The sequence below is a fragment of the Virgibacillus chiguensis genome, from assembly GCF_900129865.1.
Lineage (GTDB): Bacteria > Bacillota > Bacilli > Bacillales > Amphibacillaceae > Virgibacillus > Virgibacillus chiguensis.
Window position 1 is genome coordinate 163,615 of sequence record NZ_FQXD01000005.1, and the last position, 23,824, is coordinate 187,438.

The 23,824-nt window shown below is 38.3% G+C and carries 19 protein-coding genes; 7 read left to right on the top strand and 12 right to left on the bottom strand.

What is annotated here, in order from left to right; translation table 11 throughout:
• Window positions 1-2 precede the first annotated feature (2 nt).
• Entirely contained in the window at window positions 3-1,202 is a 1,200-nt protein-coding gene (locus BUB45_RS07700) for a phosphopentomutase (protein WP_073006976.1), read from the top strand.
• A gap of 404 nt (window positions 1,203-1,606) precedes the next feature.
• Here the strand turns inward: BUB45_RS07700 and moaC are convergent, their stop codons facing one another.
• Complete coding sequence (moaC, locus tag BUB45_RS07705; RefSeq protein ID WP_073006978.1) at window positions 1,607-2,101, bottom strand: cyclic pyranopterin monophosphate synthase MoaC; 495 nt, start codon at window positions 2,099-2,101, stop codon at window positions 1,607-1,609.
• A gap of 150 nt (window positions 2,102-2,251) precedes the next feature.
• On the opposite strand from moaC, the gene BUB45_RS07710 reads away from it, so the two are divergent.
• From BUB45_RS07710 to BUB45_RS07730, 5 genes are all read left to right on the top strand, one after another.
• Complete coding sequence (locus tag BUB45_RS07710) at window positions 2,252-3,016, top strand: MerR family transcriptional regulator (protein WP_073006980.1); 765 nt, start codon at window positions 2,252-2,254, stop codon at window positions 3,014-3,016.
• On the top strand, window positions 3,010-3,669 hold the full coding sequence (locus BUB45_RS07715) for a hypothetical protein (protein WP_073006981.1): 660 nt from the start codon (window positions 3,010-3,012) through the stop codon (window positions 3,667-3,669). The genes BUB45_RS07710 and BUB45_RS07715 overlap by 7 nt, the downstream gene beginning before the upstream one ends.
• Window positions 3,641-4,069: an N-acetyltransferase gene (locus BUB45_RS07720; RefSeq protein ID WP_073006983.1), complete on the top strand. Its 429-nt coding sequence runs from the start codon at window positions 3,641-3,643 to the stop codon at window positions 4,067-4,069. Before BUB45_RS07715 ends, BUB45_RS07720 begins: the two co-directional genes overlap by 29 nt.
• Window positions 4,070-4,458: 389 nt before the next feature.
• Window positions 4,459-5,208 carry a MerR family transcriptional regulator gene (locus tag BUB45_RS07725; protein WP_073006984.1) on the top strand — a complete coding sequence of 250 codons (750 nt, stop codon included), beginning with the start codon at window positions 4,459-4,461 and terminating at the stop codon, window positions 5,206-5,208.
• A 160-nt stretch (window positions 5,209-5,368) separates the two neighbouring features.
• Window positions 5,369-5,875: a hypothetical protein gene (locus BUB45_RS07730; protein WP_342068346.1), complete on the top strand. Its 507-nt coding sequence runs from the start codon at window positions 5,369-5,371 to the stop codon at window positions 5,873-5,875.
• 376 nt (window positions 5,876-6,251) lie between these two features.
• On the opposite strand, the gene BUB45_RS07735 is transcribed toward BUB45_RS07730, so the two are convergent.
• The 4 genes from BUB45_RS07735 to BUB45_RS07750 form a co-directional block, all read right to left on the bottom strand.
• A complete protein-coding gene (locus tag BUB45_RS07735; protein ID WP_073006988.1) occupies window positions 6,252-6,842 on the bottom strand; it encodes a cupin domain-containing protein in 591 nt (196 codons plus the stop codon).
• Window positions 6,843-7,265: 423 nt separating this feature from the next.
• On the bottom strand, window positions 7,266-8,795 hold the full coding sequence (gene ahpF / locus BUB45_RS07740; protein WP_073006989.1) for an alkyl hydroperoxide reductase subunit F: 1,530 nt from the start codon (window positions 8,793-8,795) through the stop codon (window positions 7,266-7,268).
• A 12-nt stretch (window positions 8,796-8,807) separates the two neighbouring features.
• Window positions 8,808-9,371, bottom strand: a complete 564-nt coding sequence (ahpC, locus tag BUB45_RS07745) for an alkyl hydroperoxide reductase subunit C (protein ID WP_073006991.1) — start codon at window positions 9,369-9,371, stop codon at window positions 8,808-8,810.
• A gap of 526 nt (window positions 9,372-9,897) precedes the next feature.
• Entirely contained in the window at window positions 9,898-11,379 is a 1,482-nt protein-coding gene (locus tag BUB45_RS07750; protein WP_073006993.1) for an alanine/glycine:cation symporter family protein, read from the bottom strand.
• A gap of 311 nt (window positions 11,380-11,690) precedes the next feature.
• Between BUB45_RS07750 and BUB45_RS07755 the strand changes: the two genes are divergently transcribed.
• The gene (locus BUB45_RS07755) at window positions 11,691-13,340 is read left to right on the top strand and encodes a M20/M25/M40 family metallo-hydrolase (RefSeq protein ID WP_073006994.1); all 1,650 of its coding nucleotides are present in this window, start codon (window positions 11,691-11,693) and stop codon (window positions 13,338-13,340) included.
• A 118-nt stretch (window positions 13,341-13,458) separates the two neighbouring features.
• On the opposite strand, the gene BUB45_RS07760 is transcribed toward BUB45_RS07755, so the two are convergent.
• From BUB45_RS07760 to BUB45_RS07790, 7 genes are all read right to left on the bottom strand, one after another.
• A complete protein-coding gene (locus tag BUB45_RS07760; protein ID WP_073006996.1) occupies window positions 13,459-14,613 on the bottom strand; it encodes an iron-containing alcohol dehydrogenase in 1,155 nt (384 codons plus the stop codon).
• 464 nt (window positions 14,614-15,077) lie between these two features.
• Window positions 15,078-16,478 (bottom strand): glycoside hydrolase family 1 protein, encoded by a 1,401-nt coding sequence (locus BUB45_RS07765; protein ID WP_073006997.1) that lies wholly within the window; start codon window positions 16,476-16,478, stop codon window positions 15,078-15,080.
• 15 nt (window positions 16,479-16,493) lie between these two features.
• Window positions 16,494-17,390: an ROK family protein gene (locus BUB45_RS07770; RefSeq protein ID WP_073006999.1), complete on the bottom strand. Its 897-nt coding sequence runs from the start codon at window positions 17,388-17,390 to the stop codon at window positions 16,494-16,496.
• 269 nt (window positions 17,391-17,659) lie between these two features.
• Complete coding sequence (locus BUB45_RS07775; RefSeq protein ID WP_139300111.1) at window positions 17,660-18,484, bottom strand: MurR/RpiR family transcriptional regulator; 825 nt, start codon at window positions 18,482-18,484, stop codon at window positions 17,660-17,662.
• Window positions 18,485-18,948: 464 nt separating this feature from the next.
• Window positions 18,949-21,597, bottom strand: a complete 2,649-nt coding sequence (locus tag BUB45_RS07780) for a glycoside hydrolase family 38 N-terminal domain-containing protein (RefSeq protein WP_073007000.1) — start codon at window positions 21,595-21,597, stop codon at window positions 18,949-18,951.
• Window positions 21,598-21,617: 20 nt separating this feature from the next.
• Entirely contained in the window at window positions 21,618-22,082 is a 465-nt protein-coding gene (locus BUB45_RS07785) for a PTS sugar transporter subunit IIA (protein ID WP_073007002.1), read from the bottom strand.
• 3 nt (window positions 22,083-22,085) lie between these two features.
• Window positions 22,086-23,552: a PTS fructose transporter subunit IIC gene (locus BUB45_RS07790; RefSeq protein WP_073007003.1), complete on the bottom strand. Its 1,467-nt coding sequence runs from the start codon at window positions 23,550-23,552 to the stop codon at window positions 22,086-22,088.
• Window positions 23,553-23,824 lie beyond the last annotated feature (272 nt).

Here is a 23,824-nt window from a genome sequence, read left to right on the forward strand (position 1 = left end):
TCATGCCTAAAATGATGTTACTTGTCATTGATAGTTTTGGTATAGGGGCGATGGATGATTGTGCTGCATATATACCTTCTGATTGTAATGCAAACACTTATAAACATATTCGAGAGGCAAAACAATGCGAGCTGGATATACCGAAGATGTACGAGATGGGCTTAGGAACACTTGTAGATGGTAGACCTGTGCCAGAAAATGCGTATGGCTATTCCAAATTGGCGCACCATGGAGCAGATACCTATCTAGGGCATCAAGAGATTGCTGGAAGCTGTCCGAAAAAGTCTTATAAAAGATTAATGAAAGATATTCATGCTCAACTAAAGCAAGCTCTGGAAGAAAAAGGCTATAAGGTCACATATCCAATTGATTCTTGTCCTATTCTTCTAGTTGACAACGCCGTAGTTGTTGGGGATAACTTAGAGTCTGAGGTTGGTAACATTATTAATGTGACAGCAGATTTTAAAAAAATGCCGTTCAACAAAGTTAAAAAACTAGGAGAAGTCATTCGTGCCAATGTAGATACAACGAGAGTTATTGCATTCGGTGGTCCATACACTTCCATTGACCATATATTGTCTTGTGTGAAGGAAAAAAATAAAGGGCAGTGGGGTGTGGACACACCCAAGGCGAAAGTTTATGGAGAAGGGTACGATGTTTATCATATGGGGTATGGTGTAGAAATTAACAAACAATTCCCTATGATTGCTGCAAAACATGGGCTAAAAGTTTATCGCTTAGGAAAAACGGCGGATGTCTTGCATGGTGAAGGCCCCGCTGAGCCTATTGTGAACACGACCCAATTATTAAAAAAAGTTGATGAAGCGTACCAAAAAGAAAAAAATGATGCAGCATTTTTGGTAAATGTGCAAGAAACGGATTTAGCAGGGCATGCCGAAAATGTAGATTGGTATTGTGAATTGTTAAATGAAACGGATCAATGGTTACAAAAGTTCATTCCTAAATTGGCTGAAGATGACATTTTAATTATTATGGCTGACCATGGGAACGATCCAACCATCGGACATTCTAATCATACACGAGAGTATGTTCCAATTATGGTGGTAGGCAAAAAGGTGAAAAAAGTGAATATTGGTATGAGGGAAACTATGTCTGATGTTGGTGCAACCTTCTGTGAATTTTTTCATTTACCTGCTACAGCAGAAGGTGTAAGCTTTCTTCAAGAGATTATAGAAGAGTAATATCCGCCTGATTTTATTAATCATATTCTTAGAAAAGCTTGGCTTGTCGCCAAGTCTTATGGCGCAAAAGTGCCGTCGTTTTTCTATAGTTTAAGATAGAATAATGCGCTTAAAACGTAGGCTTATCCTGTGAATACTTTCTTGTGTGCACAGGATTTTTTTAATTTGTGGTATTGAATTGTAAATGAATAGGTAAAGTAGTTTTTATAAAAAGTATAGTATTGAATTTCAACATGATTTTAAGACTACTTAAATAGTAAACCTTTGTTTTTGCGATACTATTGGAACGAAAAGAATGGTATAAAAATAGCAGGGTATACCCCCTGCTATTTAAAGAAAATCACGCTGTCATGTTGCCATAATGAAAGATTTAAGGGGCGAGTTTATTAGAAAACAGCTAAAAGCTAGTTTGTCTCCCGATGGTAATCACCGTTTTTTCCTCCGCTTTTCTCTTGTAAAAAAGTTGGTCCAATCGTCATTGCTTTGTCGATTGCCTTACACATGTCATATACCGTCAAAGCTGCTGTGGCAGCTGAAGTTAATGCTTCCATTTCTACTCCAGTAGACCCGACTGTTTTCACTTCAGCTTCAATCACTAACTGATACATATCGTACGCCTCTAGTTCCACCCAAGTAAAGGAAAGATCTACACTGCTAATGGGAATCGGGTGGCACATGGGAATAATGGATGATGTTTGCTTGGCGCCCATAATACCAGCTATTTGAGCAACACCTAGTACATCGCCCTTTTTGTTTTTTTGTTCCACAATATTTTCATAAACCAATTTATTCATGTTTACACTTGAACGGGCAATGGCTTTTCGCTCACTTTCATGTTTGTCGGATATATCCACCATTTTAGCCCTACCATGTTCATTAAAATGGGAGAAATCTGCCATGCTGTCACCTGCTTTCTTTATTCAGAAGAGAGATTCTATAATTCTATTTTACCATTGGATAGCGGTTAAACAAAATTAAGTTTTCCTTGCCTATGACGTTACGTCATAAGTTAAACTATGAGAAAGAAGATCAAGGGGAGGAGATTGAGAATGAGTGAAGCGTATTTTACAGTGAAACAGTTTGCAAACATGATTGGTATAACGGAGCGTACGTTACAATACTATGATCGAAAAGGAGTATTAAAGCCCACCAATTACACGGATCACGGCCACCGTTTGTATACGCATGAGGATATATTTACCGCACAAAAAATCATTACATTCAAATATTTAGGGTTTTCGTTAAAACAGATTAAAGCACACCTCTATGAGAGCCCGGCGAAAAACATGCAGGAAACGTTAAAAGAGCAAAAAAAATTACTTGAAGAAAAACGAGATCACCTTCATCATGTCATTCGCACTATTTCAAGAGTAGAGAAGATGGCAGACATGAGCGAAATAAATAAAGATTTGTTATTAGCAATTATTCATGCAACACAGACAGAAGAAGATGTGGAGCAATGGCTAGCCAATCATTTGTCTCCATCTGCCATGGAGAAAATTTTCATGCGCCATTTGTCTGAAGAAGAAAGGCTGGAAATAGAACGCAAGACGATGGTATATGTACATCATTTACAACAACTATATTATCAAGGTCTCTCTCCAGAGCATGCTGACGTGCAAATGGAAGTAGCACAATTGTTAGAATACATTGGGAATTTATGGGGGGAGGATATTTTTGAACAAATAAATGCGTTAGAAATAGAAGGTGATGCTCTATATCACTTTACTTTACTACCAAAAGAAGTAGAATCGTTTATTAGTCAAGCTATTGACGTCTATATGGAACAGATGGAGTTCGAGGAGGAATGTTAAAGCAGATAGGCTTGATGTATATGCGTTTGTGGTATTATGGCGTAGTCGTTTGGTTGAAAAAACATCCAGCACCTGCTAGGGATGAAAATGTGTATAAGTATCATCAAACGTCACAAATGAAGGTAATTACAATAGTTTTTAGTATGTTAACGATTTTAGAAGGAGGTCTGTTGCATTTCCTCCTGCATTTTTGGAATGAAACCATTGCTTGGATTACCACCATCATACATGTACATGCGCTCGTTTATTGCATGGCGCTGTTTCAATCAGCGAAACATAAGCCCCATGTAATAGAAGGGAATAAGGTTAACATACAATTTGGCTTTCAAAGTAATCTAGAATTAGATATTCGTAATATAAGCGAGATTGTAGCTGCACAACCCATTTCCTTTGAAACGAAAATACCAAAGCATACTTATGTTTCGCTCATGCAGTGGGATGATCCACATTATGCGTTCATACTTAAACAACCTGTGCCATTGAAAAAGATCTTTGGCAAAACAAGATCTATCACATCTGTTGTGTTAAGAGCTGATGATATGGAAGGGATGATTGCTAGAATAAAAGATTTCCCATATAATATAGACGAGCAGTTGCTCAAGGAAGATGAAAAGGTGAGAAAACATGAACATAAGGAAGTATCATCCAGATGAATTGGATCAATTAGTGGATATTTGGTATCAAGGCTCCCTGTATGCGCACAACTTTATCGAGCAAGCGTACTGGGAGTCACAACGAAAAGCGATGAAGGAAACGTATTTGCCAATGGCGGAAACGCATGTTATTTTGGCGGATAGCGAGATAGTAGGTTTTATTGCAATGGTTGACAATTATTTAGCAGCTGTATTTGTGAAAGTTGCTTGTCAAGGAAAAGGCTACGGTAAAGAACTATTGCAATTTGTTAAAGCAAACCGCAATCACATACAATTAAAAGTCTATCAGAAAAACAAGCAGGCGGTCGGTTTTTACCTCAAACAGGCTTTTGCAATTTGTGAAGAATTGGTAGATGAACCTACAGGGGAAAAGGAATATTTGCTGGAATGGAAAAAATAATTGCTTGCATTTCTTTGTTCGAAGGAAGCGGTTTAAAGCGTGAAGAAGTTAACAACTTTAAAGGAATTTTTTCTTCGTTGACTATTTTTCAGAATGTGTAACATAAATGGGATATGGATGTGAAACGTTTCAGCGTCAGTTTCATCTATAAGTGGAAGGAAAAAAAGGGTGCCATGAGGTATCCTTTTTTTACACTATAGGAAAGTATAAAGTCTATAGATTTATAGTATAAGAAAAACAAAGCCATTCGCCATAAGACTTGGCGACAAGCCAAGTTTTTCTAAAATGAAATAATAAATTTCCCTATAAATGGTGAAATGCTTGAAAGTGACGTTACGTCATTTTGTATACTTACTATAACGTAGGAAAAGTGGGGGGGAGAGTTTGCAGTGATTTCTATAAAAGAAATAACCAAACAGACGGGAATAACGGTACGAACGATGCGATACTATGACCAAATCAATTTACTTTCACCAGCCGACAAGACGGAAGGCGGGCATAGACTGTATGGAGAGAAAGAGCTAATAAAATTACAAGAAATTCAGTTTTTGAAAACGTTAGGATTTAGTCTGCAAGCTATTAAGGATATGCTGGAGAATGAAAACCATGATTGGTTTAGTGGTTTGCAAAATCAATTGAATTACATTTTAAAAGAAAAAGAAAAGCTAGGGGAAATGGAAAGCATCCTACGTGGGTTGTTACATGAAATGGTACTGGAAGAGCAAATTGACTTGCTTCAATTACAAAAACTCATTCAAATTTACCAGAAAGATTTTCATAAAAGGGAAGCGTATTTAAAACAAATGTTTGATCAAGAAGAAAGAAAGCTGTTGGATATGCTTCCAAATATTAATCACGGTGATCCAGATACAATGGAATGGATCGCGCTAATGGCCCAATTAAAACAGCATATGCTAAAAGGAGTCTCTGCACCAGAAGTGCAACGAATTATTAGACGGATGGATGAAAAAACGGTGGAGGTTTACGGTGATTGTCCAGAATTTATAGATAAGTTATGGGAAATAAGAAAATCACCTGAAAAATCACAGGAAGCTGGTTTTTATCCAGTGGATCAAGAACTATTAGAGTTTGTAGAAAAAGCGTTTGTTATTTTTCAAAACAATAGAAAGGAAGCTTGATTACATCTTTTCATAAGGGGTTGATCATCTGAGTTTTTTCGTAAAGTATAGCTGGGAAATATTTATCGTCGCTGAAGTGTTATCCCTCCTTTCATTACTACTATTCGGCCTGTTCCGATACTTTTTCAATAAGACGAAAACGAGCGTGTTATTCATCTGCTTGTTTTTCATACTATTAGTTGCAGAAGCCTTATTGGGCATGTATGTATATCAGCATACGGGAGAGATTTCAAATTTTCTTATCGTAATTACGATTTTTGTCATCTATGCTTGTACATTTGGTATCTTTGATTTCATAAGGTTAGACCGTTGGATGCGGAATAAGATTGGAAATTGGCGTGGCGTAGAATTGCTAACGGATAAAGATTATACCATTATGGACAGAAATAAAAATCCTAAATACATTGCCAAGAAGTATCGTATCTCTTCTATGATTCATATTGTATTGTTTATCCTAGGGCAAACCATTTTCTGGTCATTAGGAACAGATAGTTGGGAGGAAATGAAAGCATATCTGACTGATTTATCATGGGTAGAGCAAGGAGATTTTACACAGTCACCATACCCGAATAAGACACTTTTTTCTATTGGAATGCTATGGGGGATTGTATTTGTAGTCGATCTCATATATTCATGGTCGTACACGCTTTTTCCAAGTAAAAGATGAGTTTTTCTTTCTGCTGAAGCGATCATAAACGGGTAAAGGAAGCTGTTTTCTAGGAGTGGGCTTTAACTTATATAGAAAAGTGGTGGAGATCTAAGCTACTAAAGATACGTGGTCATGAACAGATGTTGCGGTCTTTTTAAATAAAAGATTTGTGGGAAGCGGAAAGCATTATTCAACATTTAAACATAGGGAACCTTCAATAAGAAAAATAGTATAAAAAGGTCTAAGTTTTATAATAATATGCGACTTAGACCTTGAAAGAATAAAAAATATCTTCTAACAACATGTTCCAGTGGTATAAAGCGCTCCTACTGCATTTGTGTATATTCTGTCCGTAAAGTTAAATTCCATGGAATAGTATTAAGCTCATACGATATTAATGATAATGCTCTTCCATCTCCATGGCCTCTTCCTGTGTTCGATGTACCGTTCCAAATGGGTGGTTTGGCGGTCCGTAAATAGAATAAAGCTTCAATGGTTTATCGCCTGTATTTGTTATGTTATGCCATGTGCCAGCAGGAACCATAATGGCATAGTCATCATAGACGTTACGCTGAAAAGTGAGATTATCTTTTGTATTGCCCATTTGTGTTATTCCTTCCCCTTCTTCAATGCGTAAAAACTGGTCTACGTTTGGGTGAACCTCTAATCCAACATCTCCACCTACGGGAATACTCATGACGGTTACTTGTAAATGATCTCCCGTCCAAATGGCTGTGCGAAATGTTTCATTTTCCTCTGTAGCTTCCTCAATATTTACCACATATGGTTTTCCGCCGTAGTCTTTCAAGTGTGAACGATCGTCTACTTGGTAAAAGGGATTTGGATAAGCCGGATAGGCATAAGCAAAATTTTGATAAGCTAGAGGTGCACCATCCATATTTGCATGCATAGGTGCATATCTACTATAGTAATTTGGATTGTTCATATAGTAAGGATAAGGGTATACATACGGATAATAATACATATTGTTCCATCCTTTCTAATCATAATTACCATATCCTATGCAGAAGGATGGGCGAATGTACATATTTGACACTACAGGAAAGTGAAAATTTTTTAAGCCTGAAGGTATAAGCGAAACAACGACGGTTTATCGCCAAAAGGACTGGCGATAGCTAAATTTTTCTAAAAGGATAAGAAAGTATGATATTGTTGCTTTGGGATACCGATTTAACGGAATAGCCACGTCCGGCTCCAGCGTCCAGGGACTAGGCGACTTCACGAAATCGTCTTACGATAAGTCACCAATCACAAGTCTTGCATCCACGCAACGGAGGAGAACCCGTGAAGCAAGCTAATCTTGCGCGTCGGAATCTCTTGCTGTATAAAAAAGCCACTATACTACCCCTGATAGGTAGTATAGCGACTTTGTACACAAAGGTATTATTTAATTACGAATCAAGTAGTCAAATGCGCCTAGAGCAGCAGTTGCGCCTGATCCCATAGAAATGATAATTTGGTTATAAGCGCTATCGGTACAATCTCCTGCGGCAAACAAGCCAGGGACGTTTGTTTGTCCTTGTTTGTCTACAAGGATTTCGCCCATGCGGTTGCGTTCCACAGTGCCATCAAGCCATTCTGTATTTGGAACGAGTCCAATTTGTACGAATACGCCTTGAAGTTCAATGTGTTTTTCTTCTTTTGTTTCGCGATCGACATAGGTAATGCCATTTACACTGTCTGTACCAGTAATTTCTTTTGTTTGTGCATTTTTAATGACTGTTACGTTTGGTAAGCTGTACAAGCGTTTTTGTAGCACTTCGTCAGCTTTTAGTTCTGGCGCGAATTCAAGTACCGTGACATGCTTCACAATTCCAGCGAGGTCGATAGCTGCTTCAATTCCAGAATTACCTCCGCCGATAACAGCGACGTCTTTTCCTTCGAACAATGGACCGTCACAGTGTGGGCAATATGCTACACCGTTGTTTTTAAATTCTTGTTCGCCAGGAACGCCAATGTTTCGCCAACGAGCGCCTGTAGAAATAATGACACTTTTACTTTTTAGTACAGCGCCATTTTCAAGTTCGAGCTCAAACATATCTTTCTTTTCGAGGTTTCTGGCGCGTTGAGAGTTCATGACATCAATGTTGTAATCATTGACATGTTCTTCTAGGTTAGCAACTAGCTTTGGTCCTTCCGTACGCTTGACGCTAATAAAGTTTTCGATACTAAGTGTATCTTGAACTTGACCGCCAAAGCGTTCAGCAACGATACCAGTACGGATTCCTTTACGAGCAGCATATATAGCTGAGCTAGCACCTGCTGGGCCACCGCCCACGACAAGAACGTCAAAGGGCTCTTTTTCAGAAAGCTCAGAAGCATCTACACCATGTCCGATTTTTTCTAGTAACTCTTCAAGGGTGATTCGCCCACCATTAAAGAATTCTCCATTTAAATAGACAGCCGGGACTGCCATAATGTTCTTGCTTTCTACTTCGTCTTTAAACGCTGCACCGTCAATCATCGTATGCGAAATATTTGGATTGAGTACGCTCATCATATTTAACGCTTGAACCACGTCAGGACAGTTGTTACAGCTTAGACTAACATATGTTTCAAAGTGATATTCTTCTGTAATGCTTTTAATTTGGTCAATCATTTTTTGATCTAATTTTGGCGGTCTGCCACTCACCTGTAAGAGAGCTAAGACGAGTGAATTAAATTCATGCCCAAGTGGAAGACCAGCAAACGCAATGCCTGAGTCCTCCCCGACACGATTAATACTAAAGCTTGGTGTTTTCGCTAGCTTTGTATGTTCAACTGTTATTTTATTGGACATATTAGCTAGCTCATCTGTAAGAGCTAGCATGTCCTTTGATATTTTATCGTCTCCAGTGCTTACTTTAAGCACTAGATCGTTTTCTAATAGTTCAAGATATTGTTGTAATTGTGACTTGATCTCTGGGTCTAGTACCATTTATAGCACTCCTTAGATTTTACCTACTAGGTCAAGGCTTGGTTTAAGTGTTTCTTCGCCTTCTTTCCATTTTGCAGGACATACTTCACCTGGGTTGTTACGTACATATTGTGCAGCTTTGATTTTATCAGCTAATGAGCTAGCATCACGGCCGATACCATCCGCATTGATTTCTACAGTTTGGACAACGCCATCTGGATCAATAATGAACGTTCCACGATCAGCAAGACCAGATTCTTCATTTAACACATCAAACATACGCGTAAGTGTTTGTGCAGGATCGCCAATCATTCCGTATTCAATTTTATTAATTTTATCAGACGCATCGTGCCAACCTTTGTGTACGAAGTGTGTGTCTGTAGAACAAGAATACACTTCAGCACCTAGTTTTTTCAAATTTTCATATTCGTTTTGTAAATCTTCTAATTCTGTTGGGCATACGAATGAGAAGTCTGCTGGGTAAAAGCAAAGCACTGTCCATTGCCCTTTAAAATTTTCCTCTGTAACATCGATAAATTCACCTTGCTTAAAGGCTTTTGCAGAGAATGGTTGTACTTCGGTTCCTATTAAAGACATAATTATCTTCCTCCTAGAAGTATTTTGATGTATGAGCTAAAAAGCAAAAGCTTTAGCTATAATAATTCTAATCACACATCTATTATTAATTAGTAGTTGTTTTTTGTCAAGCATTTACCTTTTTACTGAAAATGACAGTGTTTGTTAGGTAAGCTATGGTTACACACATATAAAAAATAGTTATTTGAACAAAGTAATTGAAAATGATATTCAATGATAATGAGGAAATTTGTAAAGTCGCTGAAGTTCATCATCATTTCGCTTGAGTTTTATGGAAAGTCGCTGAAGTTCACAAGATAGTTACTCGAAGTTCACAATAAAGTCGCTGAAGTTCACAACTATCCGCAAGTCGTTACACTTGAAAGCCATATAAAAACAGTAGCGTTTTATAATTGCTACTGTTTTTTGGTTATTCTTGCCGCACGACGTTGGCATCCCTCCTGATTTTAGTGGCATGATTCCTAAATCTTTCGTTGATGCTTTCTACTCGCTGTGTTGTTAAGCTGGCAGTCCGAGCATTGTTTACCTAAGGAACGTTTTTTAAAGTAGATGATGGAGGATGCTCGTCTTCATAAAACAGATGTACGGTTGGATCGATTTTCCCAATTCCTAAATATCTTGCTTTATAGTCGTGAAGTAAGGTGAAAAATTTTTTGCTTAAGAGTAAAATCACCATAACATTAATAAACGTAGGAATAGCAGAAGCGATATCGGCAAAATACCAGACCGTTTGACCTGTTAAACCATAGCTTACGGCATAGATGACTAAAACCGTTCCTGGTATAGGGTAAAACCAATTGTAAAACGTCAAAACGCCTTTTTTAAAAGCGCGCTTTTGATTTCGTAATAGGTGACGCAGTAGCACTTCATAATAGACAAACCAACCTGTTAATGTTGTTAATCCAAATAAGAAAATCGAAATCGTGATGACAACTCTTCCAGTGTCGCCTATGCCCATTTCAAAAGCCGATAATGTTAATGCGGCACCTGACATGCCGGAAGACCATTTACCTGTAATAATAATGACAAAAGCAGTGAGGGAACAAACCACAATCGTATCAACAAATACTTCAAACGCGCCCCAAAGCCCTTGTTTAACGGGGTGATTTACTTTAGCAGTTGAATGAACCATCGGGGAGGTCCCCCAACCAGCTTCATTACTATAGACGGATCTTGCCATCCCCATACTAATTGCTTGTGTTACTGCTGCGCCAGTAAACCCGCCTACAGCAGCTGTCCCGCCAAACGCGCCTTGAAAGATAATGGAAAACACGTCGCCAATTTGGGTGATGTGGGTCAAAATAATATACAAACCAGACAGAATGTAAAATAGTACCATAATGGGCACGAGTCTCGCTGCAAACTTCCCAATATGCTTTAAACCACCATAGATGACGTAATATGTAACTAGCATAAGTGTTAAAGAGACAGGGATCATGCCAATATTAAATGTAGAGCTAACTGCTTCGGAGATCGTGTAGTTTTGCAATGTAAAAAAGAAGGTGCCAAAAATACCGCAACCAAATAGAATAGCAGGAATCATCCAGTAGCGAAATTTATTCTCTTCTCCAAGTCCTTTTTCCATATAATAGGTTGGACCGCCATATGGTTCGCCATTTTCATCTGTGCTGCGATAATGAACAGACAAGGTTACTTCCACGGTTTTTATAATCATACCAAAGAGAGCGCAAATCCAAAGCCAAAATACAGCACCTGGCCCGCCGACGGCAATTGCAGTGGAGGCTCCGCCAATGTTGGCAACACCAACAGAACCGCCAATAGCTGTACTAACAGCTTCAAAGGAGGAAATAATCCCTTTGGAGGACGGATCATCATTAGGGGCCTTCTTTTTAAAGATACTTAGCAATGTTTTATTCAGAATATGTGGCAAATAAAGAAATTGAAAAAATTTACTCCGTACGGAAAAATACACGCCGGTAAAGAGAATAGCAATAAGAAGAGGCAGTCCCCATAGAAACTCTGAAATAGATTGCAGAATAACTTGCATACGTTTGCTCCTTTTCATTTTTTGCTTAAGTAGAGAGAAAATTTAAAGTTGTTAATTTTTTAATAATAACAAAAATTAGCTCGATATTCAAATTGGTTTAGCACCACATAAAGGGGGTTGATGTTCCCAAAACATTAATATGGTGCAGTAGCATCAACTATTTAGTATTAAGAATGACTCATCATCTTTTTAGAAGAGAGGCTCAAATTAACTGGTGGTAGCGATCTTAAAATTGCTGCCAAAAAGATGTTAAAAATTTGTTATCATAATAGTATTACTTTTTGTACAATAGTGTTAAGGAGGTTGATATGATGTTACATTCTAGAGAGGAAATAGTGCATATAACCAAACAATTAGTACACATGGAAAGCGTGGTAAATACAGATGGGGAAAAAACGATAGCATCTTCATTGTATTCCATTATTTCCAATTACCCCTATTTCAGAGGGCATGCTGATCAAGTATTTTTACAACCGACAGCAAATGATTCTATGGAAAGATATAATGTGCTTGCGTTTGTAAAAGGGACAAAAGGAAACAGTAATCGAACGGTCATTCTTATGGGACATTTGGATACGGTTGATACATTTGATTTTCAACATTTACAGCATGTAGCTTGTTCTCCAGAGGAGTTGATGGAACACCTAAAAGAGGAGCAATTGCCATCTACGGTAAAAGCAGACTTAGAATCAGGGGATTGGTTGTTTGGTCGGGGAGCTTTAGATATGAAAAGCGGCCTTGCTAGTCATTTATATTTGTTGAAATATTATGCCAACCACCCCGAGGAGCTGGAAGGGAATTTGTTATTTTTAGCAGCTTGCGATGAAGAAGATAGTTCACATGGTATTTTATCCGCGATACCGCTATTAAAATCATGGAAAAGGGAACAAGGCTTTGAATATGTAGCAGCTATTAATTCTGACTTTGTTGCACCAGCATTTGCTGGAGATGAGAATCGCTACATATATAAAGGTACCGTGGGGAAATTGCTTCCGACATTTCTTGTTCTAGGAGCAGAAACGCATGTTGGCTCGTGCTTCGAAGGGCTTGATCCGAATTTTATAGTTGCCGAGTTAACAAATCACATCAATTATAACCCACATCTTTGTGATGAAGCACATGGAGAAATGACGCATCCACCTGTTTCTTTAAAGCAAACCGATTTAAAGCCAGCTTATACCACGCAAACTGCTCTGGCTGCTTATGTATACTATAATTTTTTTACCCATTCCTGGTCGCCGGCAGAGGTTTTGGAAACATTAAAAGGGGAGGCTTACATTGCTTTTGAGCGGGCGATTGAAAAATTACAACAGCGCTATCAGCAATTTGGTCAACTTCGAGGGAAATCGCCTGCACCGCTTGGATGGAAGCCAAGAGTGCTAACATATGAGGAAATGGAAAATAGGCTAATAGAGGAGCATGGTGAACCTTTTATACAGCATATGCAAGCGTTTAAAGATTTTCTTTTGCAACAAGAAAATTTAGATACCCGATTATTTTCTGTTTATGTTGTGGAGGAGGCTTGGAAATGGATGACAGATAAAACACCAGCAATTATTTTATTTTATGCTTCTCTTTACTCACCAAGAGTGGACTTATCGGAGGACAATGAAAAAGAAGCGACACTCATCAAAGCTTTGGAGAAGGCGGTCACCGAAATACAACCAAACTATTCGCATCCTTTAGTAACAAGAAATTTCTTTCCACATATTTCAGATATGAGCTTTGTGGCGATTAGAGATTCACAAGCAGATATTCAAGCTGTTACCCAGAACAGCCCAAGTTGGGGGAGCAAACATGTTGTTCCTTATGAGGATATACGGGATTTAAATATACCTGTCATCAACATCGGCCCGTACGGTATGGATGCGCATAAGCGTTTGGAACGAGTAGAGATGACATATTCTTTTGAAATCGTGCCAAACTTAACAAAGCGTGTGATTGAATTACTGGGAATGTGACGTAGAAAAACTACCTGCTGAGAAGCAGGTAGTGGGAGTTAGTTTGTATTTGTTTTCATATTTTTAAAAAATAATAGCTATTAAAACGTTACTTTTAGAAATTTTTTTTAAATGCTACTTACATCGCTTTACGAATGATTGCTTGAACTTCTTCTAATTTTGGCTTTCTAGGATTGGTTGCAGCCGTAGCATCCTTCATAGCGTTTTCTGCTAGGGTAGGGATGTCTTCTTCTTTTGCACCGAGTTCTTTAAAGCCAGATGGAATGTTTAAGTCTCTTGATAAACGCTCAATGGCAGCAATTGCTTTTTCAGCTGCTTCACGTTTGCTCAATCCGTCTACTTTTTCACCTAAATAAGCTGCCATTTTAGCAAAACGATCTTCGCGGCCTACAAGGTTGTAATGGCACACATGTGGTAAAAGGATGGCGTTACATACACCGTGTGGCAAGTTATAGAACCCGCCCATTTGGTGAGCAATTGCATGCACATACCCTAACGAAGCGTTGTTAAATGCCATGCCGGCTAAGAATTGTGCGTAAACCATTTTTTCACGCGCTTCGATATCTTGTCCATTGGCAAATGCTCGTGGTAAATATTCAGGAATAAGTTCAAATACTTTTTCAGCAGCTGCATCTGTCATTGGAGTTGCCGCTGTTGAAACGTAAGCTTCTACAGCATGAGTTAAAGCGTCTAATCCTGTAGCAGCAGTTAGTGCTGGTGGTAGACCAACCATTAAATCTGGATCGTTAATGGATACTAAAGGCGTTACATGCTTATCAATAATAGCCATTTTTACGTGCCGCTTTACATCAGTTATGATCGTAAACTTCGTCATTTCACTTGCTGTTCCAGCTGTTGTGTTAATGGCGATTAATGGAACTAATGGGTTCTCTGATTTATCTACACCCTCATAGTCGTGGATCGTTCCACCGTTAGATACAACAAGTCCAATACCTTTAGCGGCGTCATGTGAAGATCCTCCTCCTAATGATACAAGAGAGTCACAATTAGCAGCTTTATAGGCTTCTACACCATCTGCTACGTTTTTGTCTGTAGGGTTTGGCTCAGCTTTTGGATAAACTTCTACTTCTAGCCCAGCTTCTTTAATAATGTTCGCAATTTTGTCTGCGATACCTAATTTAAATAATCCCTCATCTGTTACTAATAGCGCTTTCTTTGCATTTACATCTTTTAAACGGGAACCCGTTTCTTGAATGCTTCCTGAACCAAATAAGTTAATGGAAGGCATTGAAAATTGACTTTGCGCTGTCATGTTTTTCATCTCCTTATTAAAACTATTTTTGTAATTAGCAGAAAAGTCCTGTAATCTGCTATATATTTCCACTTCTCCTTCAATATAGCATAATGGCAGTAATATTCAACAAAAAAGGTCATAAAACGACAAATATCCGTAAAATCATTTTATGTGTGAACATATGAAGGTAAAAACATGTTTATACGCTTTAATGCTCGTGATTTCACAAAAATGTTGTTACTTATATCACAAACAAGAATCATTTTTATCTGAAAGGGGGAAGTTGGCTTTAGGCAACGATCTTTATGTAGAAAACAATGAAGTTTTGCACGGGGGAAATTAGCAATAGAAACAAGTTAGCAACATATAGAGATATTAACGAATATTTTTTAAAACCATTCATAGAGGAATACCAAGCTTAGAAAAATAGGATGAAACAAATAAGCCATGAGACAATGCCCACGGCTTAATACCTTAACATCTTATGCTTCTGTAAAAAAGCCATTGTTCGTAGCGACATCTTTAAACCAATAACCACTCTTCTTAATAGAACGTTTCGCGTTATTATTTAAATCAACGGAAACTAAGCCGTAGCGATTTTTATAGGCATTCATCCAAGACCAATTATCCATAAATGTCCATACGTGATACCCTTTTACGTTAGCTCCTTCTTCTAAAGCCTTGTGAACCCATTTTAAATGGTCTTTGTAAAAATCAATTCGATAATCATCTTGAATGATTCCGGAGTCATCTTTAAATCGCTGTTCATTTTCTACACCCATACCATTTTCAGAAATGAAACATTCTACATTATTATAGTTATCTTTTAAATTAATTAGAATATCATAAATGCCTTTTTCATATATTTCCCAACCACGATAGGGGTTCATTTTTCTGCCTGGCATGTCATAAGCGTCAAAAAAATGCTCAGGCATTAATGGTGCATCTGGATGAGTGGCATATTCTTTTGCTTTTACTCGACGGGGCTGGTAATAGTTTACCCCTAAAAGGTCAATCGTATATGTTGAGAAAATGACGCGATCCTCCGTTTGAGTGACTGGTAACAGATCATGTTTTTCTAGTAATTGGATAAGTTCTTCTGGAAAATCGCCTTTTACAGAGACATCTAAAAAAGAGCGGTTAAAAAATAAATCTGCAATTTTCGCAGCTTTTACGTCAGCTGGATGGCTGCTTCTTGGATAAGATGGGGTTACATTTAAAATGATACCTATCTTTCCTTGTTGCCCTTCTTCTTTATAGGCTTGGATTGCTTTCGCACTAGCTAAAGCAGAATGATACCCTACTTGAACAGCTCGTTTGAAATCAACGACATTTGGATAGTGCATATCATATAAATAGCCAGCCTCTACGGGAACAATGGGTTCATTCTGTGTAAACCATTTGCTCACTTTAGAACCAAATAATTGGAAACAAGTACGAGTATATGCTTGAAAGGCTTCGACAACATCGCGGTTTTCCCAGCCACCTATCTGTTGCATAGCTAGCGGCATATCAAAATGATAGAGGTTTACAAAAGGCTCAATTCCTGCATTGATTAGCTCATCCAGTACGTGATGGTAAAAATTCACCGCTGCTGGATTCACCTCTCCTGTACCATTTGGCATAAGACGTGACCAGGAGATAGACATACGAAAGGAATTATGACCTAACTTTTTCATTAAGGCAATATCTGCTTGATAGGCTTCATAAAAACGGGACGCTTCACTGGGGCCGACTTGTTGGAAAAAACGATTCGGTTCTTGTTCATACCAATAATCCCAAATGTTTTTTCCTTTACCGTCCATTGCTGCAGCACCTTCTGTTTGCGTAGCTGAAGCAGCGCTTCCCCACCAAAAGTCGTTAGGAAATGTGTATTGTGACATAGTTACCACCTTTTCTTATGATTTAGATTGAAGGAAATGATAGGTTGCCCCGATAAGATTTGCCTGTTGTAAAAAAGTACAAGTAGTTACTTTTCCGTGCGGGTTTCCTATTCCCATTGACTGTTGAACATCCTGTATGCTAGTAGAAAGGGAAGACATAAAATCTTGTCTTGCACTAATGCCCCCACCGATCAAAATAAGTTCAGGATCATATATATGCTGTAAGTTGTATATGCCTGTTGCTAAAACAAAATAAAATTCCTCGATAGCTTGCTGACAAATCTCATCTCCATTTTTAGCCATGGCAAAAATGTTTTCTCCAGAGAGCGACTTTGTTGACATCCCTTTTTGTTCGGCGACTTTTCTTACGATGGCAGAAGTAGAGCCCATCTGACTCCAATAATCGATTCGTTTGCTTTTTGGGTCGGCAAACAAAATAGCGTAGCCGAACTCTCCGCCATAAAGATGTGCCCCACGGTATAATGCACCATTAGAAATGATAGCACCACCAATACCTGTGCCAATGACAATGACCAATACATCTTGGAGTCCAACAGCGCCGCCTTTCCATAACTCCGCAAGAGCTGCACAGTTTGCGTCATTTTCCACTGCGACTGGCATACCTGTCGCTTCATGCAGTACTTTTTTTAAAGCGATGTCGTGTAAATAAGGGATGGCACTTGTTCCTTGTACTTCACCATCAGCTGTAATCGTTCCTGGACAACTAACAGCCAGCCCGTGAATGTTTGCCTTTTGTTTTACTTGCTGCACCGTTTGTTGGATAAAATCCAGTAAATCTTGTAAATGATCGGGAGTTGGGGTTTTGTCTTCTAAAGAAATGTTTGCTTCTTCATCGATTACCGCGTATTTGACATACGTTCCGCCAAAGTCAAATGCAAGGTATTGTTTCATTAGTATAGCCTCTTTTCTTTTACCTTGTAGCTCATTAGATCTTGTGTTTATTTACACGATCGTAAAGTAGAAAATGCTTAGCTGTTATAGCACTATAGGAAAGCATCAGATTTTTTGGTTTTTAGTATAAGAAAAACTACGCCTTTCGCCATAAGACTTGGCGACAAGTCAAGTTTTTCTAACCGCAAAAGTTTCTTTTCAAAAACCTTTGTTGAAACACAGTAGTAGGCTTATTTAGTGGCGAACTTTAAGCCCTGAGCAATTTATGTTTAGAATCGCTTATTCTTCATGTTGTGACCCTGTCTATAAGCGTGTTCCGTATGAATCCACTTGCTTATATTTTCTCTGTACATGCTAATGTACTGCGAATAAATCATATCAATAATAATGAGCAGCGGGATCTGTACCGAGATTTGTCCAACTTCATTTGTGTTTTGTAAACTTGAAGTTAGTAAAGTAACATTTGCCAGTTCTTTTATTTCTTCTGAATGATTTGAAGTGATCATAACAATCGATGTCCCTTGTTGTTTAAGCTGTTGTAGGGAGTCAAGAACATATTGGTTTTCTGCTCGTAACGACAAATAAATAACTAAATTATTTTCATTTAAAAGGGAAGAGACCATCTCGATGGAATTATGATCTTGCACTACTTCAATAAATTTACCAATCCTAGTAAAACGAAATTTGAAATCAGCTCCAGCAATTGCGCTTAATCCTAAGCCGTACACATGAATGATCTTATGATTGTAAATATATTCGCATACCGTTTGAATATCTTGTATATCTATATTGTTATCAATCGTATTAATCAATTCTTTATAACGAAATTTAAGATTATGTGTCACATTGTTTTTATCAATGGTGTGTTCTTCTAACGCATTTCGATAGGCATAGATAAATTCCTTATAGTTTTCAAAGCCTATTTTCTGACAAAACCTTGTAATAGAAGCAGTAGATACATTTATTTTTTTTGCAATTGCCGACTGCTTGAGAGGAGGATTTCCTTCTAAGAAATAAGCAGCAATTTGCTCATCTACTACTGTAAATTTTAATCTAGAACTTTCAATTAATAAAAATAGATCACTGTTAATCAACCGTATCACCCACTTTATTTAGACCTTATTATCATGTATTGATTGATTCCATTATAATATATTCTTACGACCTAGCGTCTATACAGTAATTCGTCTCACGCTTTTTTTAAGGGATAAGAAAGTATAAAAATTGGATGCTATGGGTTAACCAAATAACCGAATGAGCCACGTCCGGCTCCATCGACCAGCAACTAGGCGACTTCACGAATTGCCTTACGATAAGTCATCATCGGTTCGTTCTAAATAGGAAGGCCGACTAAAGACGGGCTTGCCGTAGGGCGCCGGCATACTCCTGTTGCAGGAGCGTAATTCCTAAAACTTCAGTTGATTCGCTCCACTCGCTACGTTGCTAAACGGGCGCCCCGAGCCTTTGTTCATTCGTTTTTACATTTAGAGAGGGAAGAAAATATCCCTCTCTAAATAGATGATAAGAAGGTCCGCACAAGCTAGATAGTTCTATATGATTATTTAAATTCGATATATATTGTTTTAACTTCTTTTGGCTTAAAGCTTCCTAAATGAATGGTTTGGCTACTTTTTTGGTTAGATTTATCCAGTTTCTCTTCCATCGTTGTAAACTGCCAAAAGCGGACGTTTTCTTTGCAGGTTAGCTCGCCACCATCTTCCAAAGCTTGGTTTGTCGGGTTGAAAAAGCGTAAGATCATTCCTTTACTTTGACGTGCTTTCTTACATGAACTAAATACAACTTGTTTCACATTTGTCGCATCCACCAACGAATAGGTTTCTGGTACTTGAAAAGGGAGTGGTTGCATCACAAAGTATTTTAGCGTATTCGTAAATTGGTTTAAGCTTTGCTGTTGATAGTAAGGAATCGATATGGCATATTTTTGGTAATCTGCAAATGCACAAGCTTCATGACACGTACGTCCAATGCGAATAGAGACCTTAAATGTTAATGATTTAAGCAATTGGCTATCAGGTGTTTCGATATATTTGAACTGATTACCAGAAGCCACACCTGGTCGCCGTTTCAAATCAGGTTTACCAAGATAGCCTACTGCACGAAATAGCGTGAGTGCTATATCTTTTTCTTTAGAACCGATAATTTCGTATTCTTTGATCCCTTTTGTAAAGGCGGTCACGCTTTTCTGTTGGTCATGCAATTGAACAAAGCTAAGCATCGGATAAATACCTGTTGGCTCTTCTTTCCAGCCCTTTTCCTGCCAATGTTTGAAGTTAGGGTCAGTTACAGGACGAGATATAGTCCCAAAAGGTGTATCAGCAATACTTTCCTCTGTATTTACTCCACCATTTATTAGTAAGCGCATGCGATGATCCATTGCTTGATTATTTATTTTCAAATGAATATCTACAGCTTGCTTATGCGCTTCTAACCCAATAGTGCAGGTGTAAGGAATCAATGCTGTAGCAGTTCCTTGTTCGCGTTCGTGCTGGTTTTTAGGAACAACAAAATTTCCGTTCAGTTTCAGTGTGCTTTTCCAAGTTCCTGGATTGCTAGAAACACTAGCTGTGTCAAATTTAAATTGTAATTTCCAGTCATTTTCTGGTTGCGAGTAGTCGTAGTTATCCCCGTCATCACCAGCATCTTCAACAAGTAAGAAATCAGGATATAAGGTGTTACTTTCTTTGTCGAGAACGTGAACACTGCCATTCTTAACTTGAACTTGATAATATTCATTTTCAATCGTATTTGGAGTGACCTCTTGCTTCTCGGAAGCAGGAACTGTTTCCAGACGATCTTCTTCCAATACAATATCAAGTACTTCATAGCCAAGCGGTTGTAATTTTACAGGCAAGGCAATTTCGATTTCGTAATAATACGATGCAGGAGCAGGATCGATTGTTTTACGAATCGGTGCATTGGAATGCTTCGTTATATTTCGGATGTCATAATCCAATTTTTGCTCTCCATGATATATAGAAAAGCTCGTCACTGGTAATGATAAAGCAATGGTAATAACTTGCTCTCTGATTATTGGTAACGTGTTAAAGATAGTTACTTGATTATTTTTTACATTTTTCCTTGATTCACTGATTTTTCTTGTTAAGTAATCGACGACAGAATAGGAAAGTTGGTCAGCTTCAATAAAGCGTTGTAAAATGGCTTGGTTTGTTTTATCGCTATTACAGCCACCAGCACTATCATGAGCGTGATTACGTAATGTTAATTTCCAAATTTTATCTATAAGCGCTTGTTTATATGGAATTCCTAGCTGGTCTGCTAGGCTCATTAATGGCTCGATTTGAAAAATTAATCGACGTTCTATTTTATCGTTCAAATATTTGTGATCATAGCGAGATGAGTAAATAGAACGATGAATTTTAGAAACCTCCGCATTCAATAATTCCCCTTGGACAGTTGGTAAAGTCCTAGCTTCGTTCTCCATGGCTGCAAATAGATGATCGTAGTTACTTTCGATGAAGTGATCATCTGTAAGTTGTTCGTTATAGTGAGCAATCCGTTCTTTTAAATTAAAATCGACATATCGTTGATCCCCGCCCACCGGTAGAGCAATATGAGATGAGGTGGTATTCTGTTTTATTTGCTCTAATAAAGGCTTTGCATAGTCTACTTCAATGAGTTGTACACCGACAAAGTAACCATCTTTTATATTGTAGGTTAATAGATTAGACCCATCCTCTGACTGCCAGTAGAATTCTCTAGTGTTTAATTGGTCAGAGGACAACCCACGCCAAAAGACAGCTTTATCAATCGCAAATTGTGAGAAAATCTTTGGCATATCAATGGATTGTCCGAACGCATCTGGGATATACCCTAATCGATCTGCTCCGCCTAATGCATCTCCAGATTCAATACCAAGCTGCAAATTGCGGACGAGCGATTCACCACGAATAATCATTTGATCGGATTGTGTGTACCAAGGACCAACTTTTAATTTTCCAGCCGCGATGAGTGATTGTAATGTTTGTTGTTTATCTGGGTGTACCTCCAGGTAATCTTCCACAATACTCATCTGTCCGTCCAGCATATAGTAGTCGAGGACACCATCTTCTAACGCTTTGATTACCTCATCTACATGGTAGCACAGCTGGATAAATGATTCGCTACTTGTAAAATACCACTCATAGTCCCAATGTGTATGAGCGATCACATGAATTTTCGTTTTCATTTCAACAACACCCTAATCTGTTAGTCACTTTGAGCAAGTAATTTATTTTGAATAGTCGCATGTAATTCCTCAGCTGTTGCAGCTTCTATAATCGATTTTGTAAATGTCTCATCAATTAATGCCCGAGAAATTGTACTGAGTAATGTGAGATGCTCTTGATTTTCCCCTTCAGGAATCGCAAGGGCGAACGTCATATGAACAGGTTGATGATCCATCGATTCCCACTCAATTGGATTCGCAAATTTCACTAACATCAGTGCAGGTTTCTTCACTGTTTTATGCTTACAGTGAGGAATAGCAATGGAGCTCTTAAAACCTGTCGTAACCTCTTGCTCACGTTTTTTTAGACCTTTATAATAAGCTTTAGCCGATTTAACAATCTCTTTTTCTTTGGCAAAATCAGCAATAAATTGTAAAGCTTCATCTTTTGTCGTTACGGAAGAATCAAAAGTAATATGTTGTATATCTAAGATCGATGTCACCATGATTTATTCCACCTTTTTCTTTGTGAATCCAATAATAACGGCTGTAACGAGTACCCCTGTCATGACACTGAAAATCCATGTAACAAAAGGAATAGGCTGTTCAATATATCCGACAAATGTACCAAGTGGAGAGCCGATACCGCCGTAAAATTTGGCGCCTAATCCTGCTGCAAGTCCTCCAGCAACTGCTGAACCAGCAACAAAGGCAGGGATCATTCGAATGGGGTCTTGTGCCGCAAAAGGTATAGCACCTTCTGTTACACCAACCATCCCCATACCAAATGCACTATGTGCAGATACTTTTTCGGTTGGTGAAAATTTCTTTTTAAAGAGTATAGAGGCAAGCCATATTCCAAGTGGAGCAACGGAAATCGCTGCTTGAGTTGCTGTCTGTGGTACAAAGTTAGCACCTTCAATGCCATATTTAGCAACGGTGTCCGTAAAGACTGCTGTACCAAAAACAAGGGCTGTTTTATTAATTGGTCCACCAAGGTCAAAGCCGACCATTGCGCCAATAATAATACCTACAATTACTGGTGCTGCCGCATAATTCTCATTTAAAGTCGTTAACCCTTCATATAAGAAGTCCATCATCGAGGCCATTGGATTTCCAATTACGTATAGGACAAAAATAGAAATAAGTAATGTACTTACTAATGGTAGTAGCATAATTGGTACGATAGGCTGAATAATTTTTGGATACGGAATTTTTTTAAGCCCTTTGACGAGATAACCAGCTGCAAAGGCAACTAGAATAGCTGCTAAAAATCCTCCACCAGCTTCAGCGCCAAGCATTTCTGCATCATTGGCAATATAGGTTCCAATCATGGCAGCTGCAATCGCTGGCTTTCCGGCAATAGAGTTCGCAACAAATCCAGCAAACAAAGGGATCATTAATAGGAAACCGACTTGCCCAACACTGAACAAGTTGGACATTAAATCGCCCATAAATGTAGAAGTATCAAAACCCCAGTTGACAATTCTTCCTGCATCATCTTTTTGGAATGCGTATACATTGGCAATAGCTAAAATAAGTCCGGAAGCAATAACCATTGGGATCATGTAGGAAATGCCTGCCATAATATGCTGGAAGAAACCGCCTTCTTCTGTTTTGCCCATCTTTGCTACTCCCGCTTTTGTTCCCTTTTCTCCGTAAATAGGAGCCTCATTTAAAGCCTTTTCAATTAAAGCCTCAGGATTTTTAATTGCTTCTGCTGCTCGTACTCTTAATACACGCTTACCTGCAAAACGTGTCATATCGATATTAATTTCTACAGCTAGTATTACTACGTCAGCTGCTTCAATTTCCTGAGCAGTTAGTTTGTTTTCGACACCGATGGAACCTTGTGTTTCCACTTTGATGTCGTAACCTTTAGCAACGCCAGCCTTTTCTAAAGATTCGGCGGCCATATACGTATGGGCTATTCCGGCTGAACAAGCTGTAACACCAACAATTTTCTTTTTAGACATGGTAGCTCACCTTTCTGTAGTTGTTTTCTTTAAATAAAGATTGGGAAAGGAATACACTTAGTCATGCTCCCTTTCATTGTTTTTCATGTATCTAGATACAATAAGAATGCGAATAGATCTTGGCTAATTAGCTATGTTTTCATTATATGTGTGTCTTTGTGTAATGTATATATCTACAAGTAATTCTGTATAAAGTATCTTTTTTATGCGTTTTCATGAAAATACTTTCAAAGTAAGTAGCTTTTCTACCTCCAATAGAGGAAAATAAAAAG

Coding starts and splice junctions, on each gene's coding strand:
- BUB45_RS07700 (WP_073006976.1), top strand. CDS start 3: ATGCCTAAAATGATGTTACTTGTCATTGATAGTTTTGGTATAGGGGCG.
- moaC (WP_073006978.1), bottom strand. CDS start 2,101: ATGGCAGATTTCTCCCATTTTAATGAACATGGTAGGGCTAAAATGGTG.
- BUB45_RS07710 (WP_073006980.1), top strand. CDS start 2,252: ATGAGTGAAGCGTATTTTACAGTGAAACAGTTTGCAAACATGATTGGT.
- BUB45_RS07715 (WP_073006981.1), top strand. CDS start 3,010: ATGTTAAAGCAGATAGGCTTGATGTATATGCGTTTGTGGTATTATGGC.
- BUB45_RS07720 (WP_073006983.1), top strand. CDS start 3,641: ATGAACATAAGGAAGTATCATCCAGATGAATTGGATCAATTAGTGGAT.
- BUB45_RS07735 (WP_073006988.1), bottom strand. CDS start 6,842: ATGTATTATTATCCGTATGTATACCCTTATCCTTACTATATGAACAAT.
- ahpF (WP_073006989.1), bottom strand. CDS start 8,795: ATGGTACTAGACCCAGAGATCAAGTCACAATTACAACAATATCTTGAA.
- ahpC (WP_073006991.1), bottom strand. CDS start 9,371: ATGTCTTTAATAGGAACCGAAGTACAACCATTCTCTGCAAAAGCCTTT.
- BUB45_RS07750 (WP_073006993.1), bottom strand. CDS start 11,379: ATGCAAGTTATTCTGCAATCTATTTCAGAGTTTCTATGGGGACTGCCT.
- BUB45_RS07755 (WP_073006994.1), top strand. CDS start 11,691: ATGTTACATTCTAGAGAGGAAATAGTGCATATAACCAAACAATTAGTA.
- BUB45_RS07760 (WP_073006996.1), bottom strand. CDS start 14,613: ATGACAGCGCAAAGTCAATTTTCAATGCCTTCCATTAACTTATTTGGT.
- BUB45_RS07765 (WP_073006997.1), bottom strand. CDS start 16,478: ATGTCACAATACACATTTCCTAACGACTTTTGGTGGGGAAGCGCTGCT.
- BUB45_RS07770 (WP_073006999.1), bottom strand. CDS start 17,390: ATGAAACAATACCTTGCATTTGACTTTGGCGGAACGTATGTCAAATAC.
- BUB45_RS07780 (WP_073007000.1), bottom strand. CDS start 21,597: ATGAAAACGAAAATTCATGTGATCGCTCATACACATTGGGACTATGAG.
- BUB45_RS07785 (WP_073007002.1), bottom strand. CDS start 22,082: ATGGTGACATCGATCTTAGATATACAACATATTACTTTTGATTCTTCC.
- BUB45_RS07790 (WP_073007003.1), bottom strand. CDS start 23,552: ATGTCTAAAAAGAAAATTGTTGGTGTTACAGCTTGTTCAGCCGGAATA.